Genomic DNA, 19,969 nt, shown 5'->3' on the forward strand with positions numbered 1-19,969 from the left:
TCGGCCAAAGACTCAAGATCACCGGGGCCCACTGGAGCGAATCCGGAGCGAGCGCTAAGGCCCTGGTCCGCTCGCGGTTCTTCTCCCACAGCCCCGTCACACCTTTCCACGCCGTCCGACACGGCGCTTTCCCTACTGCAGCCTAGTTGCCTAAATCCAGGACACACCCACGCCCCCCCGGCTACCCTATGTCGGTAGTCGGAGGATGTATGCTGCAGCTAGAACCCGGGAGCGTCGAAGCGATGCGCCCTATTTACCCCACGCTGGTCGGCCAACTCAAAGCCCTTCCGCTCAAACGCGAGGGGCTAGCTTTGGGATTATGGGGCGAGCCAGGTATCGGCAAAAGCCACACCGCAAAAGAACTCCTGCAACAAACTCCCTGCCGCAGCCGCAGCCTCCACGCCACAGCGCCCCTCTCCGAGGTGATCCGAGCCCTCCCCTCCGCCGCTAAGCTTCCAGCCTGGGCCGAGAGCCTCCTGCGCCACCTCGAGCAGGGGGAACACGTCGAGAATGAAAAATCGGCCTCGGCCCTGAGCGTTTTGCTCATGGGGCTGGCCCCCATCGTCCTGCACCTCGAGGACCTGCACGAAGCGAGCCCGGAGCGGCTCGACTGGGTGGGGAGGCTGGCCGCGATGGTCAAGCGGACCCAGGGGGTAGCCTTGCTCGTTACCAGCCGGGTAACGCCCCCTGCACCCTTCACCCCATTCCGCCTAGAACCCCTGGACGCTGCCGGTGTTCACCGCCTCCTCACCGGCGAGATCGGGGCTCCCCTGCCCGAGGAGGCCATAAGTTGGCTCTACGCCCGGGCCGCGGGCAACCCGCTGTTCACGCTGGAGTACTTCCGCCACCTGGCCCGGCGAGGCTTTTTGTGGAACGACGGGCGGCAGTGGCGCTGGCGGGCTCCGCCCGAGGCGGAAGTGCCGCTGACGGTCGAAGCCCTCATCGAGCGACTGCTCCAGGAGGCTGCCGCTCAGCCTGCGGTTCGGCAGGCCCTCGAAGCCCTGGCCGTCCTGTCGCCGGAGGCTCCCAAAGCCCTGTGGGCCGAGGTGGCCGGGCTGAGCCCACCGGGGCTGGAGGAGAGCCGCCTCGAGCTGGAGCGCCGGGGCCTGTTGCTGGGGGCACAGTTCACCCACCCGCTCTACCGCGAGGTCAGCCTGAAGCTGATGCCCCAGGCCCGTCGCCAGGAACTGGCCCGGCGGGCGCTTTTGGCCCTGCGCGCCCAGGACCCCCAGGCTGCGGCCGGCTACCTCGAGGCATCCGGGCTGGCGGGGAAGGAGGCGCTTGGGCTGCTGCAGCAAGCCGCCGAGCAAGCCCGACGGGCCGGCAACGAGGTGCAGGCGGCGCGGTGGCTGGCCCAGGCGGCAGGGCACGCCGCGGGCGAAGAGCAGGGGCGCCTGGCCCTCGAGGCCGCCGAGGTCCTGCAGCACCACGACCTCCCCGAGGCCGCCCGCCTGGCCCGGCTGGCCCTGCCGACCCCGGCGGCCACGGCCGAGACGGTGCGCTTTTACGCCCACGCCCTGGCCCGGCAGGGCCGCCTTCCCGACCTCGAGGCCCTGTTGGGGGAACTCCCCCCCAGGCTGCAAGCCGCGGTGGACCCCCCGGCCCTGAGCGTCACCACCTACAACATCGCCGGGAACCACGCCCAGGCCCTTGAGGTCTGGCTGGCCCACCCGCACCTGCAGGCCGACCCCTCGCCCGATCTGCTGCGCGCAGCGGCGGCTTCCGCCCTGGCCACCGGCCGGATGGAGCTGGCCCGCTCCCTGACCGCCCGGGGCATCGCCACCGCGGACCCGGCCCTGCGCTGCGAGTTCTTGTCTATTGCCTCCCTGACCCACTACCACCAGGGGGAGTACGCGGAAGCCGAGGCCACCCTGGCGCGGGCCCTGGAGACCCTCGAGACCCTCAACGCCCCGCGCCTGCGGAGCACCGCGCTGGTCAACCGGGCGGCTTTCCTGCGGATGCTGGGGCGTTACGACGAGATGGGCCGCTGCCTCGAGGAGGCCCTGCAGATCCGGCGCCAGGCCGGCGACGCCAAGGCCTATGCCTTCGCCCTGGCTGCCCTGGCCGAACTCTTCGTCGAGCAAGGGCGCTATGAGGCCGCCGAGGAGGCGGTGAGTGAAGCCATCGCTACCCTCGAGCTCTACGGCCCCAGCCGCTTCCTGGCCAACGCCCACTCCATCGCCAGCCTGCTGTACCGTTCCCAAGACACCCCCATCGCCCGGCTCCTCGCCCTCAAGCACGCCGAGATGGCCCTTGGCTACGCCCGCCAGCTCGGCAATCCCCGGGTGGTGCGGGAGCTCTTGTTCGACGCCTCGCTGGCCAGCACCCAGGCCGGCCATCCGCAGCGTGGTCTCGAGCTGGCCGAGGAGGCCCAGGCCCTCGCGGAAGTCGCCGGAAACTCCCCGCACGACAACTTCCGCACCCACTGGGCTAAGGGCCTGGCCCTGGAGGCCCTCGGCGAGCGGGAGGCTGCGCTGCAGGCGCTGCGGGAGGCCCTCGAGCTGGCCCGAGGGCTCCACGTAGCCATCGACGAGCACAAGCTGGGCCTCGAGCTCGACCGGCTTACCGGCGACGGGGCGAGCGCCCGCCGGCGAGAGGAATGGTTCGCGGAGCACGGCCTCTGGAACGGGGTCCACCTGGCCCGTCGCTACTTTCCTCCCGGTGCACCGGGCTTGCCCGGTCCCGCGCCACGCCAAGGCGCGGCGTGGGATCGTCCTCAGCCCGCCGCCGAGGCCCTGCGCCTGGAGGTGCTCGGCCCTATACGCTTCGCCGGAAAACCGGTGCGGGGCCGTAAGCGCCGGGAGCTCCTGGCGCTGCTTTTGGAGTCTCGCCTGGCCGGACACGGCGAGGTGGGCAAGCTCGAACTCCTCGACACGCTATACCCCGGCGAGGACGAGGAAAAAGCCACCTCCTCGCTCAAGGAACTCGTCCATACGGTGCGGACGGACCTGGGCCCCTCGGTCATCGCCACCACGCCGGGGGGCTATGCCCTGGGGGAGGCGGTGGGCTCCGACGTGGAGGAGTTTTTGCAGAGCGGGGAGGCCGGGCTGTGGCGCGGAGCCTACCTCGAGGACCTGGCCTCTTCTAACGAGGCCGTGCGCGGGTCGGTGTACCTGGCCCTGCGCTCGAGGGCCGAGGCTTTGCTCGAGCCCGACCCCAGGGAAGCGTCCCGTCTGGGCCGAATCCTGCTCGAGGCCGAGCCCTACGACCGGGAGGCGCTCTGGCTCACCCTCGAGGCCCTGCGCCGCACGGGGAACCACCGGAGCCTGAGCCGGCTGTACGCGGAGGCCCGGGCGAGGATGCTCGAGGTCGGGGAGGCCTTGCCGGAGCGCTGGCAGAGCTTCCTCACCCCGGCTCCTGCTTGAGCCACCCCTTCGCCCACCGGCAAAACCCAGCCGTTTTCTGACCGCCACCTGATCGGCCCTGCCGCATCCTGAGGGTCGGAAGGAGAAAGCATGTTCGATCGGAGGAGGACCACCCCCTTCCTCAGGTCCCCCTCCTGCCCGCCCGCCGGGCACTGCCCCTCCTTGCCCTCGCACCAGGGGTGCTCTTGGAGCTCCTTCTCGGTGAGGAGGAAGCGGCGGCACTTGCGGCAGTAGACGAAGCCTTCCTGCAACAGGTAGGCCCCGTTTTGGGCGTGGGTGAGCCCCAGGTCATCGCGGTGGAGGAGGACCCGCCGCCCGACGAGCCCTAGCCGCTCCAGGAGATCCATAGGCCCTTCCCTTTGTTGAAGGGCATCCTAATACTACCCCTCTGGTCTGGCCAAGAAAACAGTATACTGAAGGCACTCTGGACTTTAGCAACCTCTTTGGGTGTGGAATATTTGGATGAGCTTGTCTCCCGGCCAACTGCTCCTCTTGGGGTCCCCCGAACTATGGATCCAAGGGGAGCGCCGCACCCTGCCCACCCGCAAGCTCTGGGGCCTGCTGGCCTACCTGGCCCTGGAGGGCCCCAAGGAGCGGGAACACCTCGCCGCCCTGTTCTGGGAAGGCGAGGGGGGGCGGGCCAACCTGCGGCGGGAGCTGGTCCGGATGCGGAAGAGCGGGCTGGCCCTGGCGAGCCAAGGCTCGCAGCTGGGCCTGCCCCAACTCCAGGTGGATGTAGAGGCCTTTCTGGGCCTCTGTGCCGCCCGGCGTTTCGCCGAGGCCCTGCCCCTTTGGCGGGGGGAGTTCCTGGAGGGCCTGGTCCTGGCCGAATCCCCCCTATTCGCGGAGTGGCTGGAGCTGGTCCGCCTCCAGCTGTCCGAGCGCTACGAGGAGGCCCTCCTTGGCCGGGCGCTGGAGCTGGAGGAGGCAGGGGCCTACGCCGAGGCCCTGGGCCCCCTCGAGGCCCTCCTCCGGCGCAACCCCTTCCGGGAAGAGGCCCAGGAGGCCGCCCTACGGCTTTACGCCAAGAACCGCCAGCCGGGGCGGGCTTTGGCCCACTTCCAGGGCTATGCGGCCTCCCTCCGCCAGGAGGTGGGGTTGGAGCCCCCCCGGAGCCTCCAGGCGCTGGCGGAGGCCATCGCCCGAGGGGATCCCCTCCCCTCCCCCACGCCTCCGAACCCCGCCCTGGACCACCCCCCCCTGGTGGAGCGGGAGGCCCCCTGGAACGCCCTGACCAAGACCCCCGCCCCCCTGGTACTCCTCCTGGGGGAAGCGGGGGTGGGCAAAAGCCGCCTGGCCTGGGAGTTCGTCCGCACCCAGCGGGGCTTTCGCTACCTCCTCCAGGAGCCCCAAGACAGCGAGGTAGCCTACGGCGGCCTCTCCGCCAGCCTGCGGCGCCTCTGGGAGGAAGGGGAACGCTTTCCTGGCCTGGACCAGCGCTGGCTGCTGGAGGCGGCCCGCCTGGTCCCCGAGCTGGCCCCCACACCCCCTCCCCGCTACCCCGGACCCGAGGCCCAGGCGGCCTTGGCCACCTTCCGGGAAGGGCTCTGCCGCACGCTGCTCCACGGGTTGCCCCCCGGAGGCTGGCTCCTCTGGGAGGACCTGCACTATGCCGACCGCGCCAGCCTGGACTTCCTGCCCTACCTGGTGCGGCGGGCAGCGGCTTTGGGGCTTCGGGTCCTGGTCACCGCCCGGCCCGAGGCCTACCGGCCCGACACGTACCTGTACGGGGCCCTGAGCGGGCTGGAGCGGGAGGGGCGGGTGGCCCGGATCGCCCTGGAGAACCTGAGCGAGCCCGGGGTATGGGAGCTGGTGCGGAGGCTCTCGGGCATGGCCCAAGGAGGCCGGCTCTTCGCCCGACGCCTCCACCGGGCCACCGGGGGCAACCCCCTCTTCCTCCTGAAAACCCTGCAGCACCTCTTCCAGGAGGGCCTCCTCTGGGCGGACGAGAAAGGCTGGCACACCCCCTACGACGAGGAAACCGCGGACTACCGGGAGCTTCCCTTGCCCCAGAGCGTGCAGGAGCAGGTCTGCCAGCGCCTAAAGCGCCTGGGGGCCACGGGCGTCGCCGAGGTATTGGCGGTGAGCGGCCGCCCCCTGGACCTCCAGGGCCTCAAAGCCCTCCTGGGGGGCGACCTTCTGGGGCTGGCAGCCCTCCTGGACCAGCTGGAGGCGGCCGGACTGCTGCAGGCCACCCGGGAAGGCTACCGCTTCCGCCACGACCTGTTCCGCCAGGCGGTGCTCAAGGCCCTGTCCCCGGTCCGCAGGCAAGCCCTGCACGGGCTTCTGGCGGACCACGCCCCCCTTCCCGCGGAAGAGGCCCTCCTGCACCTGGAGGCCGCCGGGCGCTACGCCGAGGCCTGGCCCCTGGCGGCCCAAGCGGCCCAGGAGGCGCTGGTACGGCAGGCCTTCGCCCAGGCCGAGGCCCTCTGGCGCCGTGCCCTGGAGGCCTTCCAACGGGCCCCGGGATCCAAGGAAGAAGAGGCCCGGCTCCTCCTGGGCTGGGAACAGGCCCTCATGGTCCTCTCCCGGCTCCCCGAACAGGCCTCCGTCCTGGAGCGGCTCCAAGCCCTGGCGCCGGGCCTCTCCCCCCTCCAGCAGGCCGAGGTGGGGTTCCGCCGGGTGCGCTTTCTGGCCATGCAGGGGCGCTGGGCGGAGGCCCTGACCCTGGCCGAGGACGTGCTGGCCATCCACGACCACCCCCACACCCGCCTTTACCGGGCGGACGCCCTGGCCAACCTGGGCCGGGCCGGGGGCCGGGAGGAAGCCCTCTCTGTGTGGAACGAAGCCAAAGAATGGGGCCTGCGGGCCGAGACCGCCTACCTCCTGGCCAAGCTCGCCGTTTTGGGCGAGGACGAGGAGGCCCTGGCGGAATGGCTGGACCATCTGGCCCAGCTGGGCAGCTCCGGCCTGGCGGAGGTCCGCCTGCAGCAGTTCGTGTGCGCCCAGGCCCTGGGCCAAGGGGACCTCCAGCGGGTGATCAGCAGCGCCTGCGAGGCCCTGAGCAAGGCCGAGGCCCTGGGCTACAGGGACGCCCTAGGGGTATTCCAGAACTTCCTGGGGATGGCCCTGGCCCGCCTGGGCAGGCCCGCCGAGGCTCTGGCGGCCTACCGCACCGCCCGGGGACACTTCGCCGAGCTGGGCCGGGCACACTTCCTGGCAGGGGTGGGGATCAACCTGGCGGGGCTCCTCCTGCGCCTGGGGGCCTTTGCGGAGGTTGAGCGAACCGCCGAAGAGGCGCTCGCCACCTTCCAGGCCATCGGGGAGCCTCGAGGCAGCGCTGAGGCCCTCCTGGTGCTGGGGCAGGCCGCCCTCTGGCAGGGGCGGCCGGCGGAGGCCGAGGCCCGGTTCCGGCAGGGGCAGGGCCTGGCCGAGGGGGCCGGCCTGGCGCAAAGCGCCCTCGAGGCCACCGCCGACCTGGCGGTCAGCCTCTTCTTCCAGGGCCGCTACCCCGAGGCGGAGGCCCTCCTGCAGCGGGTTCTGGGGGCCCGGAAGACCCCTGGCCCCAGCGAAGCCGCCTGGCTGGCCCTGACCCTCCTGCGGCAGGGCCGGCTCGAGGAGGCCTGCGTCTGGGCGGAACGGGCCTACAGCGGCCGGGAGGGTTACACCGGTTTCCTGCCCGAGCTGCTGCTCCTCACCCCTTTGGCGGTGCGCCGGGCCCGGGGGGAGGGGGAAGAAGCGCTCTATGAAGAGCTCTCCGCCCTCCGGGCCGCCCAGCTGGCGGCCGCGCCGCCCGAGTACCGGGAAGACCTCCGGGCCTTCCACCAACGGCAGGACGGCCTGCTGGCCTAAAGCCCGGGGACCCTCCCCCTTGCAACGTTTTTGCAACGCCCCCTCCCTAGCCTGGGGGCGTGGACCGCGGACTCTTCCTCCTGCGCGTCGGGCGAGACCCCCAGGGCGGGCTGGTCATCGAGTTGCGGGCGGCCCCTGCGACCGGCCTGGAGGGCTCCCAGGTGGTTCGCTTTGCCGACTGGAACGCCCTAGGCCGTTACGTGGAGGAGGCCCTGGCGGCCGAAGCGGGCGTCCGCAGGAAGAAGCCCCGGTCCCGGGGGTTGCGGTAGCCAGCCCCCAGCGACCTGGAGGTGGAAGATGAAGCAGATCGGTTTAGGGCTTTTAGGAGTTCCCCTCCTGCTTCTGTCGGGCTGTGGGGGGCAATCCTCCGGGGGAGGGCCCCCGGCCACCTGCGAGGCGGTGGGCCAGGGCACCCTCCAGGTGGAGATCGTCGGGCTTCCCTCCGGGGTAAGCGGCCGGGTGACGGTGCGGGGGCCGAACGGTTTCAGCCGGGTTCTAAGCGCCTCGCAGACCCTCCAGGTGGGGGGCGGGCCCTACCGGGTGGAGGTGGGTAAGACCGCCAGTCCCGTTACCGAGACCACCCTGGTGCGGGCCGCCTACGCCGGGACCAGCGATAATTCCGAGACCTGCGTCAGGAACAACCAGACCGCCCGGATCACCGTGACCTACAGCCAGATACCCAGCAGCGCCAGCCTCTGGATAGAGAACAGAAACCCGCCCAGCGGGGCCTCGCCCTTGCTGGGTTTTGCGGCCTCGCTGCTGGGCAGCACCTCCACCCAGAGCCCCACGGTAAACGCCGGCACCATCAGCCTACGCGATATCGTCTTTGACCAGGACGGTAACCTGTGGGGCATCGGGGGTACCACCGCAGACCCCCACCTGGTCCGCTACCCTGCCCGCGACCTGGGCAGCTCGGGCCCCAAAACCCGCGACCGCGGCATCAACATTGCGGGAATCAGCTGCTTGCCAACCCGGCTGGCCTTTGACCTGGCCGGCAACCTCTGGGTGAGCTTCCCCTGTGCCGATAGGGTAGTGCGCCTCAACGCCGACCAGCTTGGGGCCTCGGGTACGGTCACCCCGGTGGCGGCGATCACCGGGCTGCCAGCCCCCCAGGGCCTGGCCTTTGACCGCAGCGGCAACCTCTGGATCGCCGACCAGGAGCTCAAGAAGGTGCTCCGGTTCAACGCCAGCCGCCTCGGCGCCAGCACCAGCGGCCCCGACCTGACCATCGAGTCCAGCAGACCCGGAGGGGGCGGTACCCTGGATACCTATCTACTGGCCTTCGATGCCGCAGGGAACCTGTGGGTGGGAGCTTTTGCAGCCAACATCCTCTACCGGCTCACCCCCGCCGACCAGGACGGCAGCGGCTCCAAAACCCTTACCCCAGCCATCCAGATCAGCGTTACGGTCTCGGACCTGCTGGAGGGCATGGCCTTCGACGAGGGCGGGGGGCTGTGGATTACCTACTCTGCGGGCAAGTTCGCCCGGCTCTCGCCAAGCCAGCTCACCACCAGCAGCAGCCCGGGTAGCCCCACCACCCCCGAGCGGATCATTACCAGCCCCAGCATCGGCAGCGCTGGAGGCCTGGCCCTCTACCCTGCCCCGGCCGGGCTGCCGCTGTTCCACAGCCTGCCCTAGGAGGGGCCGGGGCGATGAGGAAAGGAGACGGGTAAAAAGCCTTTCGGGAGGATGACGATGAAACACTTGCAGGTCACCCTTTTGGCCATGGCCGCTCTGGTCTTGACGGCCTGTGGAAGCAACAAATCCGCAGGTACTCTGCAAATCTCTGTAGATACCAGCCTGACCCCCGCACAAGCCACTCTCCCCGGCCCTGACGGCAGCCCGCGCCCCTTGGCCCGCATGGTGGGCGAAAGCGGCATTCCCATGGACTTTGTGCTGGGCGAGCTGGTTGTCAGCACCGATGACGAGTCCCGGCTCAACGCCTTCTTGGCCCGCTGGGGCGGTCGGGTGATCGGCCAGGCGGAAAAGGTGGGCGATGCCCCCAAAACCTACCAGGTGCAACTCGACCCCTCGGCAGCCCAGGTAGAACGCATACTGCAGCAGCTCAACCAGAATGTACCCGACCTGAAGGGGCGTTTTAGCACCTCGAGCCAAGCCGCCGCCCAGCTGCTGGCAGTAGCGCTGGCCGAGGCCAACCAGGAAAAGATGACCGTTACCCCCAACTTTGTGTTCACCTCCGAGGCCATTGCCAGCGGAAGCACCAGCGAAGCTCCCACCTCCAGCACTCCCGGCATCCCTTATAGCCCCAATGCCTTCGAATGGAGCTACATGAACCGCGGAAGCGCCCAGGACATCGGGGTGGGCGAGGCCTGGCGCTTGCTCGAGCGGGCCGGGCGTTTTAGCAACAAGGTTCGCATCATGGTTCTGGACGGCGGGTTCGCACCTAATGCCGACTTTCCCGAGGCCAGAGTGGTAGGAAGCTGGAACGTGCCCAACCCTTTGCCATGCTCGGGGGGCGCTTCCTGCCCGTGGCACGGCACCCATGTCACCACCTCGGCCATGGGCCGTCCTGACAACGCTTTTGGTGTGGCTGGTCCCGCGGGGCCGGTAGGGGAGCTACTGGCGGTGCCTTTCCAGGGAGACTTCATCGGCATGATTACCACCCTCGAGCGCATCATCACCGCCACCCTTTTCGGCAACCCCAAGATCATCAACATGAGCGGTGGTTTCGAGCTCGATCTGGGCTGGGACATCGCGGTCAAAGTGTCCTGCCTGGGTCTTTGCCCCGCGCCCAGCGAGGTTGCAAGCGGTTTCACCACCGCAGTTGCGGCCAGTGGCAAGTTGCTGTTCGCCGCGGCAGGAAACGAGGGGAAGGACGTAGACAACGGCGGCGCCGACATCGAGGGTTCGACCCACATCCCCTGTGAGTTGAACTCGGTAATCTGCGTGGGTGGAATGGCCCACGATGCCACAACCCGCGACCCTCGCTCCAACTTTGGCAGCAAGCCCGATGACGACAGCGTGGATATCTACGGTCCTTTCTGGCTCTGGACAGGCCCCGATCCCGACAACCCGGCTAACCAGGCCCGCTTGAGAGCCGGCAGCAGTTTTTCCTCCCCCTTTGTGGCGGGCGTGGCGGCATTGGTCTGGGCCGCCAACCCCTCCCTAAGCGCTAGCCAGGTCTGGGCCATTTTGCGCGACACAGCCCACGTGGGCAGGGTGGGGGTGCGGAACCGCGATCGGTGGGTGAATGCTTTTGCGGCAGTTGCCCGGGCCCTAGAGGTAGGTACCAGCAACCCCAGCATAACCCTCAGCGGCGGCCCAGCTACGGCCGACCTCAACCGGCGATGGAGCGTTACCGCCAGCGTGACCGACTTTACCGGCAACCCTTGCCCCCCCGCCTATTGCCCCTTGACCTTTGAACCGGCTCCAGAACAGGTGGTGGGCAACACCGCTTTCTACCGGTTCAATACAACAGGAAGTCGCACCATACGGGTCACGGCCAGAGATCTGCTGGGCCGCGAGGGCAGCGCCACGCGAACAGTGAACGTGATTAACTCGGCTCCGGTAGTCTCGATCTCCCAACCTACCGCTGGCGCTACCTACTATGTGGGGCAGGCCGTACAGCTCCTGGGTTCGGCCACCGACCTCAACGAAGGCCCCGACCCCGGCCCCGGCCCGCTGCCCTGCCGCTGGACCAGCAGCAACCCCGGCGATACCGCCTTCCCCCGCAACGGCTGCAATACCACGGTCAGCTTTAGCAGTACCGGCCCCCGCACCCTCACCCTGACCGCCACCGACCCCCAAGGGCTCAGCACAACGGCCAGCGTGAGCATCACCATCAACCCCGCCCCGCCCAACCTGCCGCCCACCATCACCCTGGGTAGCTTATCCCCTGGCGTCAACTACGATGATGGCTACGACTGGGACACCCGCCTGCGCGCCAGCGGCAGCGCCACCGACCCCGAGGGCAACACCCCCATCACCTACACCTGGCGGGCCACTTCCTACGCACCAGGCGGAGGCACTTCCACGGTTTTCGCCAGCAATGTTGTAATAAGCGGCCCCACCACTGTCAGCGGCGACCTGGACTGGACTCCCTCCAGCACCCCATCGCTGTTTGCGGAATGCTCAGCGCCCAATGCCTACGACGGCCAGATCGTGCGGCTAACCCTGACCGCTACCGACTCGCTGGGCAACAGCAGCACCCGCAGTTTGCCAGACATCAAGGTCTACCGTTGCATCCTTATTTAGGAGTCCGGCAACTCTCTTTCGGGAGGGCCTTTACAGGCCCTCTTTTCGTCATCCAGCCTCTAGAGGCTATCTGATAAGGCTCTAGGCCTGCTAGGAAGCCAAGCGTAAACCATCTAGGACTTGAGAAGGCCAGCCAGTGGAAGCCCTTGAGGGTGTCAGCCAGGCGTAAAAGACGGCGGAAGCGGGGCAAAACCCCAGCGTTTGGGCAGCAGGACAAAGCCCTTCTTGGCCTCTGCAAGATACCGGCCTCGCCCTGGCCGCGGGCGGCTAAGCGACTTGCGCTTCTCGGGGCTGGACGGTAAGGCCGCACTGGACTGAGCCTCACGACCCGCTAATAGCCGTAAGGTCTCGCCAATGCTCGAATACCCCCAGCGCCGGGCCTGCTGGCTCGCGATGTGGGGGGCGGGAAGTCGTGGGGGAGGTAGTCCCATTGAGCGCCGGTGCGCACCAGCCAGCGCAGGGTGTACTTGCACCCTGCTGCATCCAAAAGGCCCACTCCTCATCGCTCACGTCCGAGGGGTATGGTCTACGCTTCATGCTCTAAACATAACTATCCCCCTTCGTTTCGGATAGGTTCTTACCAGCCTCTAGCGCCGCTTCTTGCAGGGGCCGCCTGCTCCTTAGGCTGCCACGCGTGCACCTTGACCCGCTCGGGCCGGGTGTCCCGGTTATCGTCCTTGGGGGGTCCCACCACCCTGTGCATGTCCACCCTCTTTTTCCCCTTTTCCGCGAAAGCTCTTGGGGCTCTTGGTAGGGGATCAGGTCAATTTGGCCATGTAGTACCCGGTGAGCTCCCTTCCGCCGCCTCCGCCTTCCTCTCCATCTCCGAGGTGTGCTCGGCCACGGCGGAGAAGGTCTCCAGCCAGCGGGCCTTCTTGGCAGGGGTGAGGGTGCGCCTTAGGGCCGAGCGCAAGACCCGGTGGACCACCAGGTCGGGGTAGCCGATCTCGGAAACGTTTTTGCCCTCTTGGTGGCTTTCATCTGGCTCACCCTCGAGGCCCTGCGCCGCACGGGGAACCACCCCCCCCTTCGCCCACCGGCAAAACCCGGCCTTTTTCTGACCGCCATCTGACCGGCCCGGGCGTACCTTGAGGGTCGAAAGGGGAAAGCATGTTCGATCGGCGATGGCAATTTATGAATAGATCGTGGCTAGTGACTCTAGGCTTTGTGTTGATCTTGATCCTGACGGCCTGCCCTGCCAACTCGGTTCCCGGAACTCCGGTGATCGTGAGCTTTAGTGCAACCCCATCCGTTTTGAGCGAACCACAGGAGATCAAACTCGAGTGGCAGGTCACGGGTGCCACCGAGCTCGAGATTGACGGCGGGGTAGGCGCGGTAACCCCCCCGGACAAAGGGAGCAAATCGGTCTACGTGTATGGGGCCAAAACCTTCGTGCTCAAAGCCAAAAACGCCCAAGGTGAGGTCAGCAAGTCGCTACGGATCGAGGCCCCCGGTCCCACGCTCAGCCTCGTCGAGACGGTAGCGGGCCAGGCCGGGGTTAGGGGCGGCGCCGATGGCCCCGGCAGTTCGGCCACCTTCAACTACCCCTATGGGGTGGCAGTCACTAAAGATGCCGGGGCCACCGGCGGTGAGGTAATCGTGTACATTGTGGGTTTGAACGAGAAGATTCGCTATGCCCTGGTGGGCTACGCGGGCAACCCGGTGGGCACAGCCATCGGCAAAGGGGAAAGCGGGAGCGTGGACGGCGACGCCAACACGGCCTTGGTGCGTGCCCCTCAGGGCATCGCCATCGGCTACGATTCGCCCGCCTACGAGGCCTATGCCTACTGGACCGAGGACGATTCCTGCGTGGTGCGCAAGCTCACGGCTTACCCGCTCAACGGAAACCGCAAAGCCGTCACGGTGGCGGGCAAAGCCTACACCTGCGGGGCTGCCGACGGCTCGGCTGCGGCAGCCCGCTTCAACCGGCCCACGGGCATCGTGGCCAACACCCGCACCGGCGAGGTCTTTGTGGCCGATACCTCCAACTACACCATTCGGCGCATCTACGGCGATAGCGTGAGCACCTTCGCGGGGCTGGCCGGTCAGCCCGGCACCGCCGACGGCCCCGGAGCCAGTGCGCGATTTCTGAGACCCAGCGGGATCGCGCTAAACCGGCAGGAAGAGCTTTTGGTAGCCGACAATACCAGCGTACGCAAGATCACCCCCGACGGCCAGGTGAGTACCCTTGCCGGTAAACCCGGGGAGTTCGGCTACAAAGATGGTCTCGGCAGCGAAGCCCGCTTCAACGGGGCTTCGGGCATCGCGGTAGATGAGGTGGGTAACATCTATGTCTCCGAGGACGGCAATCACACCATCCGCAAGATCACCCCAGATGGCCAGGTCAGTACCGTGGCCGGGATTGCCGGGGTCACTGGGGCCGCCGATGGCAGCCTCAGCGTAGCCACCTTCAATAGACCCTGGGGGCTGGCTTACTACAACAAACAGCTGTTTGTAGCTGACACCTATAACCAGACCATCCGCCGCATCCGCTAAACCTTGTTTTTTTGACCAGTGTCTCTGGAGGTAGCATGTCCAAGGTAAGATTCCGCATTTTCACCCTCGTCGTACTCGTCGGCCTGGCCCTGGCCGCGGGCGGCACCTACAGCATCGTGGTGAACGGGCAGGTGGCCCCGGACAAGGCCATTGTGGTGAACGGCAAGACCTACGTGCCGCTCACGGTGCTCAAGGGGCTGGGGGTGGCCTATAGCCTCAAAGGCAACACCCTGACCCTGGGCAAGGCCGCTGCCGCGCCCGCCGCCAACCAGACCGCAGGCGGAACCGAGCAGCGGGCCTCGCTGGAAGGCTGCCTGGGCGAGACCCTCTTCAACGGCCTCTGGCGCTTCAAGGTCACCAAGCTCGAGCCCATCCTGCGCGACGCCGGGACACCCGGCGAGACCCCCGGCTGGGGCGTGACGGTGGAGCTGCGCAGCGGGGCCAAGGAGATGGTGCAGCCGGTCTTCACCGGGGTCCGCGACGAGGGGATCCAGATCGCCTTCGCCGACGCCCAGACCCTGACCGCCGACGGCCTGGACGTGCAGAAGCTGACCTACGCCAACCTCCCGCCGGGCGGGGTGGTGACCCACCAGCTCCAGTTCTGGTACCGCTACGACACCCCCAAGGACCAGATCCAAACCCCCACCAAGCTGCTCTTCGAGATCAACCCTAAGGGCTTCGAGAACCCCATCCGGGCCAGCGGGGCCAGCTACACCACCCCCACCCCCAGCTTCCGGGTGCGGCTGGACTGCCGGAAATAACGGAGGTAGGCGTTGTGGAAGAGGAACCAGGGATTTTTTACCGCATCTGTCCGCGCTGTGCCCGGGCCGTTCCGGCCAGCACGCAAGAGCGCTACTGCCTCAACGATGGGGAAAGGCTGCTCGAGGCCTGCCCCGGCTGCGGGGCCCGCATCACCTCGCCGTATGCGCGGTTCTGCGGCAGGTGTGGGCTCGAGCTCAGCAAGGTTCCAGAAGGGAGGATTAGATGAAAGCATTCAAGGTGTGGGAAGTGTCGGCTATCCTTATCGGCGCGCTGGTGGCTTGTTCACCTGGCGGGAGCAAGCAAGACCCGAACCTCTTCACCGAGGCCAACGCCTGGCAGGAGGACATCCCGGCCGACGCCCAGGTGGTAAGCCCCGAGGAGTTCCAAAAAGGCATCGCCTCAGGCGAGCTGGTGCTTTCCAGTACAGCCTCCATCGCTGCAGCCAAGCAGGCTCGAGAAGCCCAATACCAAAGCGATAAGAACTTCCTGAACAGCATCCCGGACAAAGACCCCAACACCCAAGCCCTGCTCGCCGAGGCCGCGGGCAGCCCCCACTTCGAGGGCGACCGCCCGGTGGAGGGGCCGGGGGGGCAGACCGTGGTGCTGTTTGGCCTGGGCACCCAGCTGCGCAACGCCGTCGAGACCTACCAGCGCGCGCAGAGCGTGGACAACGCCCTGGACGATTATGCCCTGAGCTACTCGCTCTTGCCCGAGGACCTCAAACCCCAAGCCCCCACCCCTGATAGCCTCAAGGGCAAGTCGCTGGCCGAGGTCAAAGCCGCCCTCCAGCAGCTCGACAGCCTGCTGGGAAGCAATCCTGCGAGTTTGCGTACGGCCCGGCTCGAGCCCGGCGGAGGTATCCGGCCCCAGTTCGCCAACCCCGGCAACGGCACCGACAACAGCGGCCCCTGCACCCCTACCAACCTGGTCAGTAGCTTCTGGTTCCCCCTCAAGAACTTCATCAGCCCGGTCAAAAACCAGGGCAAACGCGGCACCTGCTGGGCTTTTACCGCCATCGGGGCGGTGGAAAGCCGCGAGCGGGTGCAAAACAACAACCCCGTAGACCTCTCCGAGCAGTTCCTGGTCAACAAGGTCAAGCAGGACTGGGACCCCAGCGACTACACCGACGGGTACTCCTCGGGGAAGGCCCTCGAGACCGCGGTCAATAAAGGCCAGAGCTTCCCCAGCGAGGGGAGCTGGACCTACAACGGGGCCAAATCGCGCCCTAGCGTCATAGACGGCGACCCCAACTCGTACGCCAACAGCTGCAACGGCTACACCGGCACCTGCTCGGATACCGCCCACCAAAGCCGCCGGGTCTGCACTAAAGTCCTCTTTTTGAAATTTTGTGGCTACGCCAAGGTGAATTTTGGCGGGCCCGGAGTGGCCTCCTCGAAGACCATCCAGGTCTGGAAAAACGGCGAGGCCTTCAAGCTCAACCTCTTGCGCCAGTACCTCTCGCAAGGCTATGCGCTCTTGGCTTCGTTCCCGCTCTACAAAGGCTTCATGAACGATGTGAAAAACGACGGTGTGGTGAGCAACTACGCCAAGACCAAGCTCGACGACAAGGGCAAAGAGGTAGACGGTTCCTACGGCGGCCACCTCGTGCTGATCGTGGGGTTCCTCTCCAATGAGGAGATGACCCGGTTCGGCCGGACCCCCAACATCGGCGGGGGCGGGTATTTCATCGTCAAGAACTCCTGGGGCTGCGGCGCGGGCGACGGCGGCTTTTACTACGTCCCCGCCGACTACGTAAGCAGCATCTTCAATTCCCTGAGCGTGCTGAACTTCGATGGCCGCCGCAGCGAGGCCTGGAAGCGGGAGCAGGCCGCGCCGGGCGGCTCGGAAGCGCCCAAGATCGCCATCAAAACCAACCCTGCTACCGTACAGCTCCGGATCGAGACCAACCTGGCCCAGTTCTTCGGGGTCACCCACCCCGTGGCCAAGAGCGTCAACCTCACCGTGACCTCAAATCTGGACGGCACCCTCTATAGCGGGAGCTGGAGTACCGACCCCAACAGCCTGTTCGGCCCCGAGCTAAAGCGCACCTTCACCACTCAAGGAACCCGCACCCTGACGCTTCTGGCTAAATACGGCAGCAGCCAGGCAACCGGGAGCTTCGTGGTCAACGTAATCAACACCCCGCCCACCCTGAAGCTGCAATACGGGGGAGACCCCCACCAGGGCGAGGCCTACCCCATCACCGCGCTGATCAGCGACATCAACGAATCCGATCTTAACAAGCTTTGCAACAATACCAACTGGTCGGTAGACGCACCGGATACACTCTCCGCCACCACCGGCTGCCAAGTGAGCGTCACCTTTGGCACCACCGGCTCGAGGCAAGTGCGCGTCAGTACCACCGACAGCGACGGGGCGTCTGCCACGCAAACCGCGACGCTGAACGTGCTGCCCCCACCCCCTACCCCAAGATCACCGATTACGGGGTGTACTCGAGGGATCCGTATCGGCTCCCTGATCCAGTAATCGTCGGTTGCGGGAAGAGTGTAGCGCCTGGCAGTACCATCGACTTGGACGATAAGGAGCGGTGCTTTTTTTCTGGGCGGCCTCGATACTTCGGGAAAATCAGCATAGAGAACCCCAGCAACGAAGCCCTGACCTACGACTGGAAGCTCTACGTGGGCTCGGGGTCTGACGAAAAAGTCCTCTACGCCGATACTGCCTCCACCAGCAACATCTTCGACCTCCACAATGTCATTAACTACGGGTCCACCACGGACAACTGCCGTGTAACCGTTAAGGTCAATGCCCCCGACCCTAGCCGCAGCAAGGGGCCGATCACGGTGTGGGCTGGCAGGTGCACTTACAATGCAGGCGGCGACATCATCCATTGACCCGATTAGGGAGGTTCGGGGGCCTGCGAACCTCCCTAAGGGAAAGCCCCAGTGAAGTCTGGTCTTGGGGAGAGCGGCATGGGTTCTTTTGACGGACAGCCGGTAAAAGCGCTGGCAGGGCAAGACCGTTTCGAGCGCCAGCGCAAAGCCTCTCCCCCTCAAACTCACCGCACAGGACACGGGCGAGGGATCGGGGTAGGCCACCCCGATCCCTGCACCACGGTGGCGGAGCAGGCCAGCAGCACCGCCTCGGTCCCGGAGATTCGATCCTGGCTCCCCGCCAAGTTCCGCATACCTGGGCGCTGGTGAGATCAGGTGCAGGGCGAATGCCAATCGCCTTTCAATCCGTGGGCAAAGTAGCAGCCTTCTTTGACGAAGCCACGAAACTCCCCGCGCCCAGAGGTTCGAGGGCTGTTCGCCGCCCATGACATGGAGGTGGTAGGGCCGCCCCTCGAGGTCGATTAGGCAACCTGGCAAGCTTTGGTATCAGCGGGCGCTTCGGCAGGCCCTAACCATCTCCATCGCCCATGCGCGGCCCCTAGCCGTGCAGCATCTTGCCCAAGAAGTAAGGCAACATCTTGCGCCACCAGGGCCAGTCGTGGTCCACGTCATGGCCCCAGTAGTCCACCCAGGCCGGAATATCCTTGGCCCGCAGGATCTGCTCCATCTCGCGGGTGTCCTGTAGGCACTCCCCTTCCCAGCGCCCCTGCCCCACCGCGAAAACGATCTTAGCCCGGCGGTAGCGCTCCAGGTACCAAGGGTCGTCCATGTTTCTCAAATACCAAAGGGGGCTGTTGTAGTACGCATCCATCCCCCCTTCGTCGCCGGTGAAGCCGCCCACCTGGTAAAGCCCGGATAGGGCCAAAAGGCCATCGAAATGATCGGGGTGGCGGAAGAAGAAGTTGGCCGCGTGAAAAGCCCCCATGCTGCACCCGGTGGTCCAGGCGATCTCGGAGCCGGAGTGCTCGCACAAAAAAGGGAAAAACTCCTCCATGATGTAGCGGTCGTAGTCGGTGTGGCGACGGGCCCGGAGGGCAGGAGGGATACTTTGGTTCGTCCAGCTCTGCCCGTCTATGCTATCCACGGTGTAAAGCCGGATCTGGCCGGACTCGAGGAAAGGCCGGGCGGCTTCCACCATGCCGAAGTTCTCGTAGTCGTAAAAGCGCCCGTTCTGCGCCGGGAAAACCACGATTGGCTGGCCCCGCTCGCCGTAGACCTTGAACTCCATCTCCTGGCCCAGGGCCTGGCTGTAGTGGCGGTGGTATTCGACGTTCATGCTGCCTTTCGTTGGATCTGCTCACAGGCCTCGAGCAGCGGGGCTAGCTCGGGGTGGCGCAGGATGTAACCATAGTTCCCGATAGCCTGCGCAAAGATGCCGCTGATCTCCTCGTGGTGCACGATCAGGGGGCCAAACTCGTGCAGCACCGCTTCGTGGGGCCAGAGGTAGCGCTGGCTATATTTGCGCCCCACATACGCACAGCAGTACGGACGGGGGGGAGGAGGAACGTGGGTTTCTCCCTTCACAACCACCTCGGCCCACATCTTGTAAAAATCGAGGTCTCCAGCGTAGTTGAACATATCCACCGTAAGGCCACCCGGAGGGCGCATGTTGACCTCGAGGGCCACCAGCCCTCCGTCCTCGAGGCGGAAGAACTCGTAATGAAAAGGCCGTTCCTTGACCCCGAAGACCTCCGTGACCCGGCGCCCGGCCTCGTCCAGGTCTTTGGGAATCTCGCGGGGCATGTAGTAGTAGATGTCGGAGTCCTCGAGCACCGTCTCCATCACCCCCTTGGAATAGATCATGCTCGAGGCGTAGACCACCCGGCCCTCCCGGTCGGCCAAGCCATCGTAGGTGACGATGGTGCCGGGGATGAACTCCTCTAGGATGTAGTCCACCGGCAGTTTGTCGGAGAGGTAGTGTTGCAGTTCCCAGTCATCCATGATCTTGTAGGTCTTGGCCGCTCCCACCCCGATATCGGGCTTAGCTACCACTGGGTAGCCCACCTCTTTTACAAAGGCTCGGGCCTCCTCCGGGGTGCGGCAGACCCGCCCCCTGGCTACCCGCAGCCCCGCCTGCTGGAACAGCTGTTTCATCTCGGACTTGCGCTTGACCTTGCTGATGCTGTCCTGGCGGAGGCCTGGGATGTTAAAGTCGGTGCGCAGCGCGGCTTCGGTCTCGAGCCAGTACTCCGAGAGCGAGTCGAGGCGGTCGATCTTGCCGTAGCGGTGGGTAAAATAGCCCAACGCCCGCAATAGCTCGTCGTAGTGGTGCATATCCGAGACCCGGTAGTACTCGGTGAGGGCCGCTTTGAGCTCGGGCCGCAGGGATTCGTAAGGGGCATCGGCTAGGCCCAGTACATTGGCCCCTGCCTCGCGCAGACGCACACAAAAGTTGTAAAAGTTGGGGGGAAAGTGCGGCGAGAGAAACACCACGTTCATACGCTCCTCCGTGTTTTGCGCCTCGTGCGTTTCCCTCAGTCTGCC

14 protein-coding genes and 2 pseudogenes are annotated in these 19,969 nt (G+C 66.3%); 12 read left to right on the forward strand and 4 right to left on the reverse strand.

What is annotated here, in order from left to right; translation table 11 throughout:
* The first annotated feature begins 209 nt into the window (after nt 1–209).
* The 6 genes from DNA98_RS16850 (at nt 210) to DNA98_RS16870 (ending at nt 11,372) form a co-directional block, all read left to right on the forward strand.
* Nucleotides 210–3,365: a tetratricopeptide repeat protein gene (locus DNA98_RS16850; protein ID WP_110532555.1), complete on the forward strand. Its 3,156-nt coding sequence runs from the start codon at nt 210–212 to the stop codon at nt 3,363–3,365.
* A gap of 185 nt (nt 3,366–3,550) precedes the next feature.
* Complete coding sequence (locus DNA98_RS17960; protein ID WP_165364111.1) at nt 3,551–3,694, forward strand: hypothetical protein; 144 nt, start codon at nt 3,551–3,553, stop codon at nt 3,692–3,694.
* A gap of 133 nt (nt 3,695–3,827) precedes the next feature.
* Complete coding sequence (locus tag DNA98_RS18445; protein ID WP_146237994.1) at nt 3,828–7,157, forward strand: BTAD domain-containing putative transcriptional regulator; 3,330 nt, start codon at nt 3,828–3,830, stop codon at nt 7,155–7,157.
* Nucleotides 7,158–7,216: 59 nt separating this feature from the next.
* Complete coding sequence (locus DNA98_RS16860; protein ID WP_110532557.1) at nt 7,217–7,426, forward strand: hypothetical protein; 210 nt, start codon at nt 7,217–7,219, stop codon at nt 7,424–7,426.
* A gap of 28 nt (nt 7,427–7,454) precedes the next feature.
* Nucleotides 7,455–8,795 carry a hypothetical protein gene (locus DNA98_RS16865; protein ID WP_233493278.1) on the forward strand — a complete coding sequence of 447 codons (1,341 nt, stop codon included), beginning with the start codon at nt 7,455–7,457 and terminating at the stop codon, nt 8,793–8,795.
* A 57-nt stretch (nt 8,796–8,852) separates the two neighbouring features.
* Nucleotides 8,853–11,372, forward strand: coding sequence for a S8 family serine peptidase (locus DNA98_RS16870; RefSeq protein ID WP_233493279.1), 2,520 nt, complete (start codon nt 8,853–8,855; stop codon nt 11,370–11,372).
* Nucleotides 11,373–11,740: 368 nt separating this feature from the next.
* Here DNA98_RS16870 and DNA98_RS18285 read toward each other — a convergent pair.
* Both DNA98_RS18285 and DNA98_RS18290 read right to left on the reverse strand, forming a co-directional pair.
* Nucleotides 11,741–11,909: pseudogene (locus tag DNA98_RS18285) on the reverse strand (transposase); the annotation flags it as partial.
* 40 nt (nt 11,910–11,949) lie between these two features.
* A pseudogene (locus tag DNA98_RS18290) lies at nt 11,950–12,312 on the reverse strand (hypothetical protein); the annotation flags it as partial.
* A gap of 227 nt (nt 12,313–12,539) precedes the next feature.
* Between DNA98_RS18290 and DNA98_RS16880 the strand changes: the two are divergent.
* From DNA98_RS16880 to DNA98_RS17710, 6 genes are all read left to right on the forward strand, one after another.
* A complete protein-coding gene (locus DNA98_RS16880) occupies nt 12,540–13,868 on the forward strand; it encodes an alkaline phosphatase PhoX (RefSeq protein ID WP_158531669.1) in 1,329 nt (442 codons plus the stop codon).
* A 35-nt stretch (nt 13,869–13,903) separates the two neighbouring features.
* On the forward strand, nt 13,904–14,629 hold the full coding sequence (locus DNA98_RS16885) for a hypothetical protein (protein WP_110532560.1): 726 nt from the start codon (nt 13,904–13,906) through the stop codon (nt 14,627–14,629).
* 14 nt (nt 14,630–14,643) lie between these two features.
* Nucleotides 14,644–14,856, forward strand: a complete 213-nt coding sequence (locus DNA98_RS16890; protein WP_158531670.1) for a zinc ribbon domain-containing protein — start codon at nt 14,644–14,646, stop codon at nt 14,854–14,856.
* The gene (locus DNA98_RS16895; RefSeq protein ID WP_110532562.1) at nt 14,853–17,117 is read left to right on the forward strand and encodes a C1 family peptidase; all 2,265 of its coding nucleotides are present in this window, start codon (nt 14,853–14,855) and stop codon (nt 17,115–17,117) included. The genes DNA98_RS16890 and DNA98_RS16895 overlap by 4 nt, the downstream gene beginning before the upstream one ends.
* Nucleotides 17,118–17,161: 44 nt before the next feature.
* Entirely contained in the window at nt 17,162–17,485 is a 324-nt protein-coding gene (locus tag DNA98_RS16900; protein WP_110532563.1) for a hypothetical protein, read from the forward strand.
* A 78-nt stretch (nt 17,486–17,563) separates the two neighbouring features.
* Nucleotides 17,564–17,794, forward strand: coding sequence for a hypothetical protein (locus DNA98_RS17710; protein ID WP_129865731.1), 231 nt, complete (start codon nt 17,564–17,566; stop codon nt 17,792–17,794).
* Between the two features lie 229 nt (nt 17,795–18,023).
* Here the strand turns inward: DNA98_RS17710 and DNA98_RS16905 are convergent, their stop codons facing one another.
* Both DNA98_RS16905 and DNA98_RS16910 read right to left on the reverse strand, forming a co-directional pair.
* Entirely contained in the window at nt 18,024–18,761 is a 738-nt protein-coding gene (locus DNA98_RS16905) for an esterase family protein (protein WP_110532564.1), read from the reverse strand.
* A complete protein-coding gene (locus DNA98_RS16910) occupies nt 18,758–19,924 on the reverse strand; it encodes an acetyl-CoA carboxylase biotin carboxylase subunit family protein (protein ID WP_110532565.1) in 1,167 nt (388 codons plus the stop codon). Before DNA98_RS16910 ends, DNA98_RS16905 begins: the two co-directional genes overlap by 4 nt.
* Between the last annotated feature and the right edge of the window lie 45 nt (nt 19,925–19,969).

The sequence above is a fragment of the Meiothermus sp. Pnk-1 genome, assembly GCF_003226535.1.
GTDB lineage: Bacteria > Deinococcota > Deinococci > Deinococcales > Thermaceae > Allomeiothermus.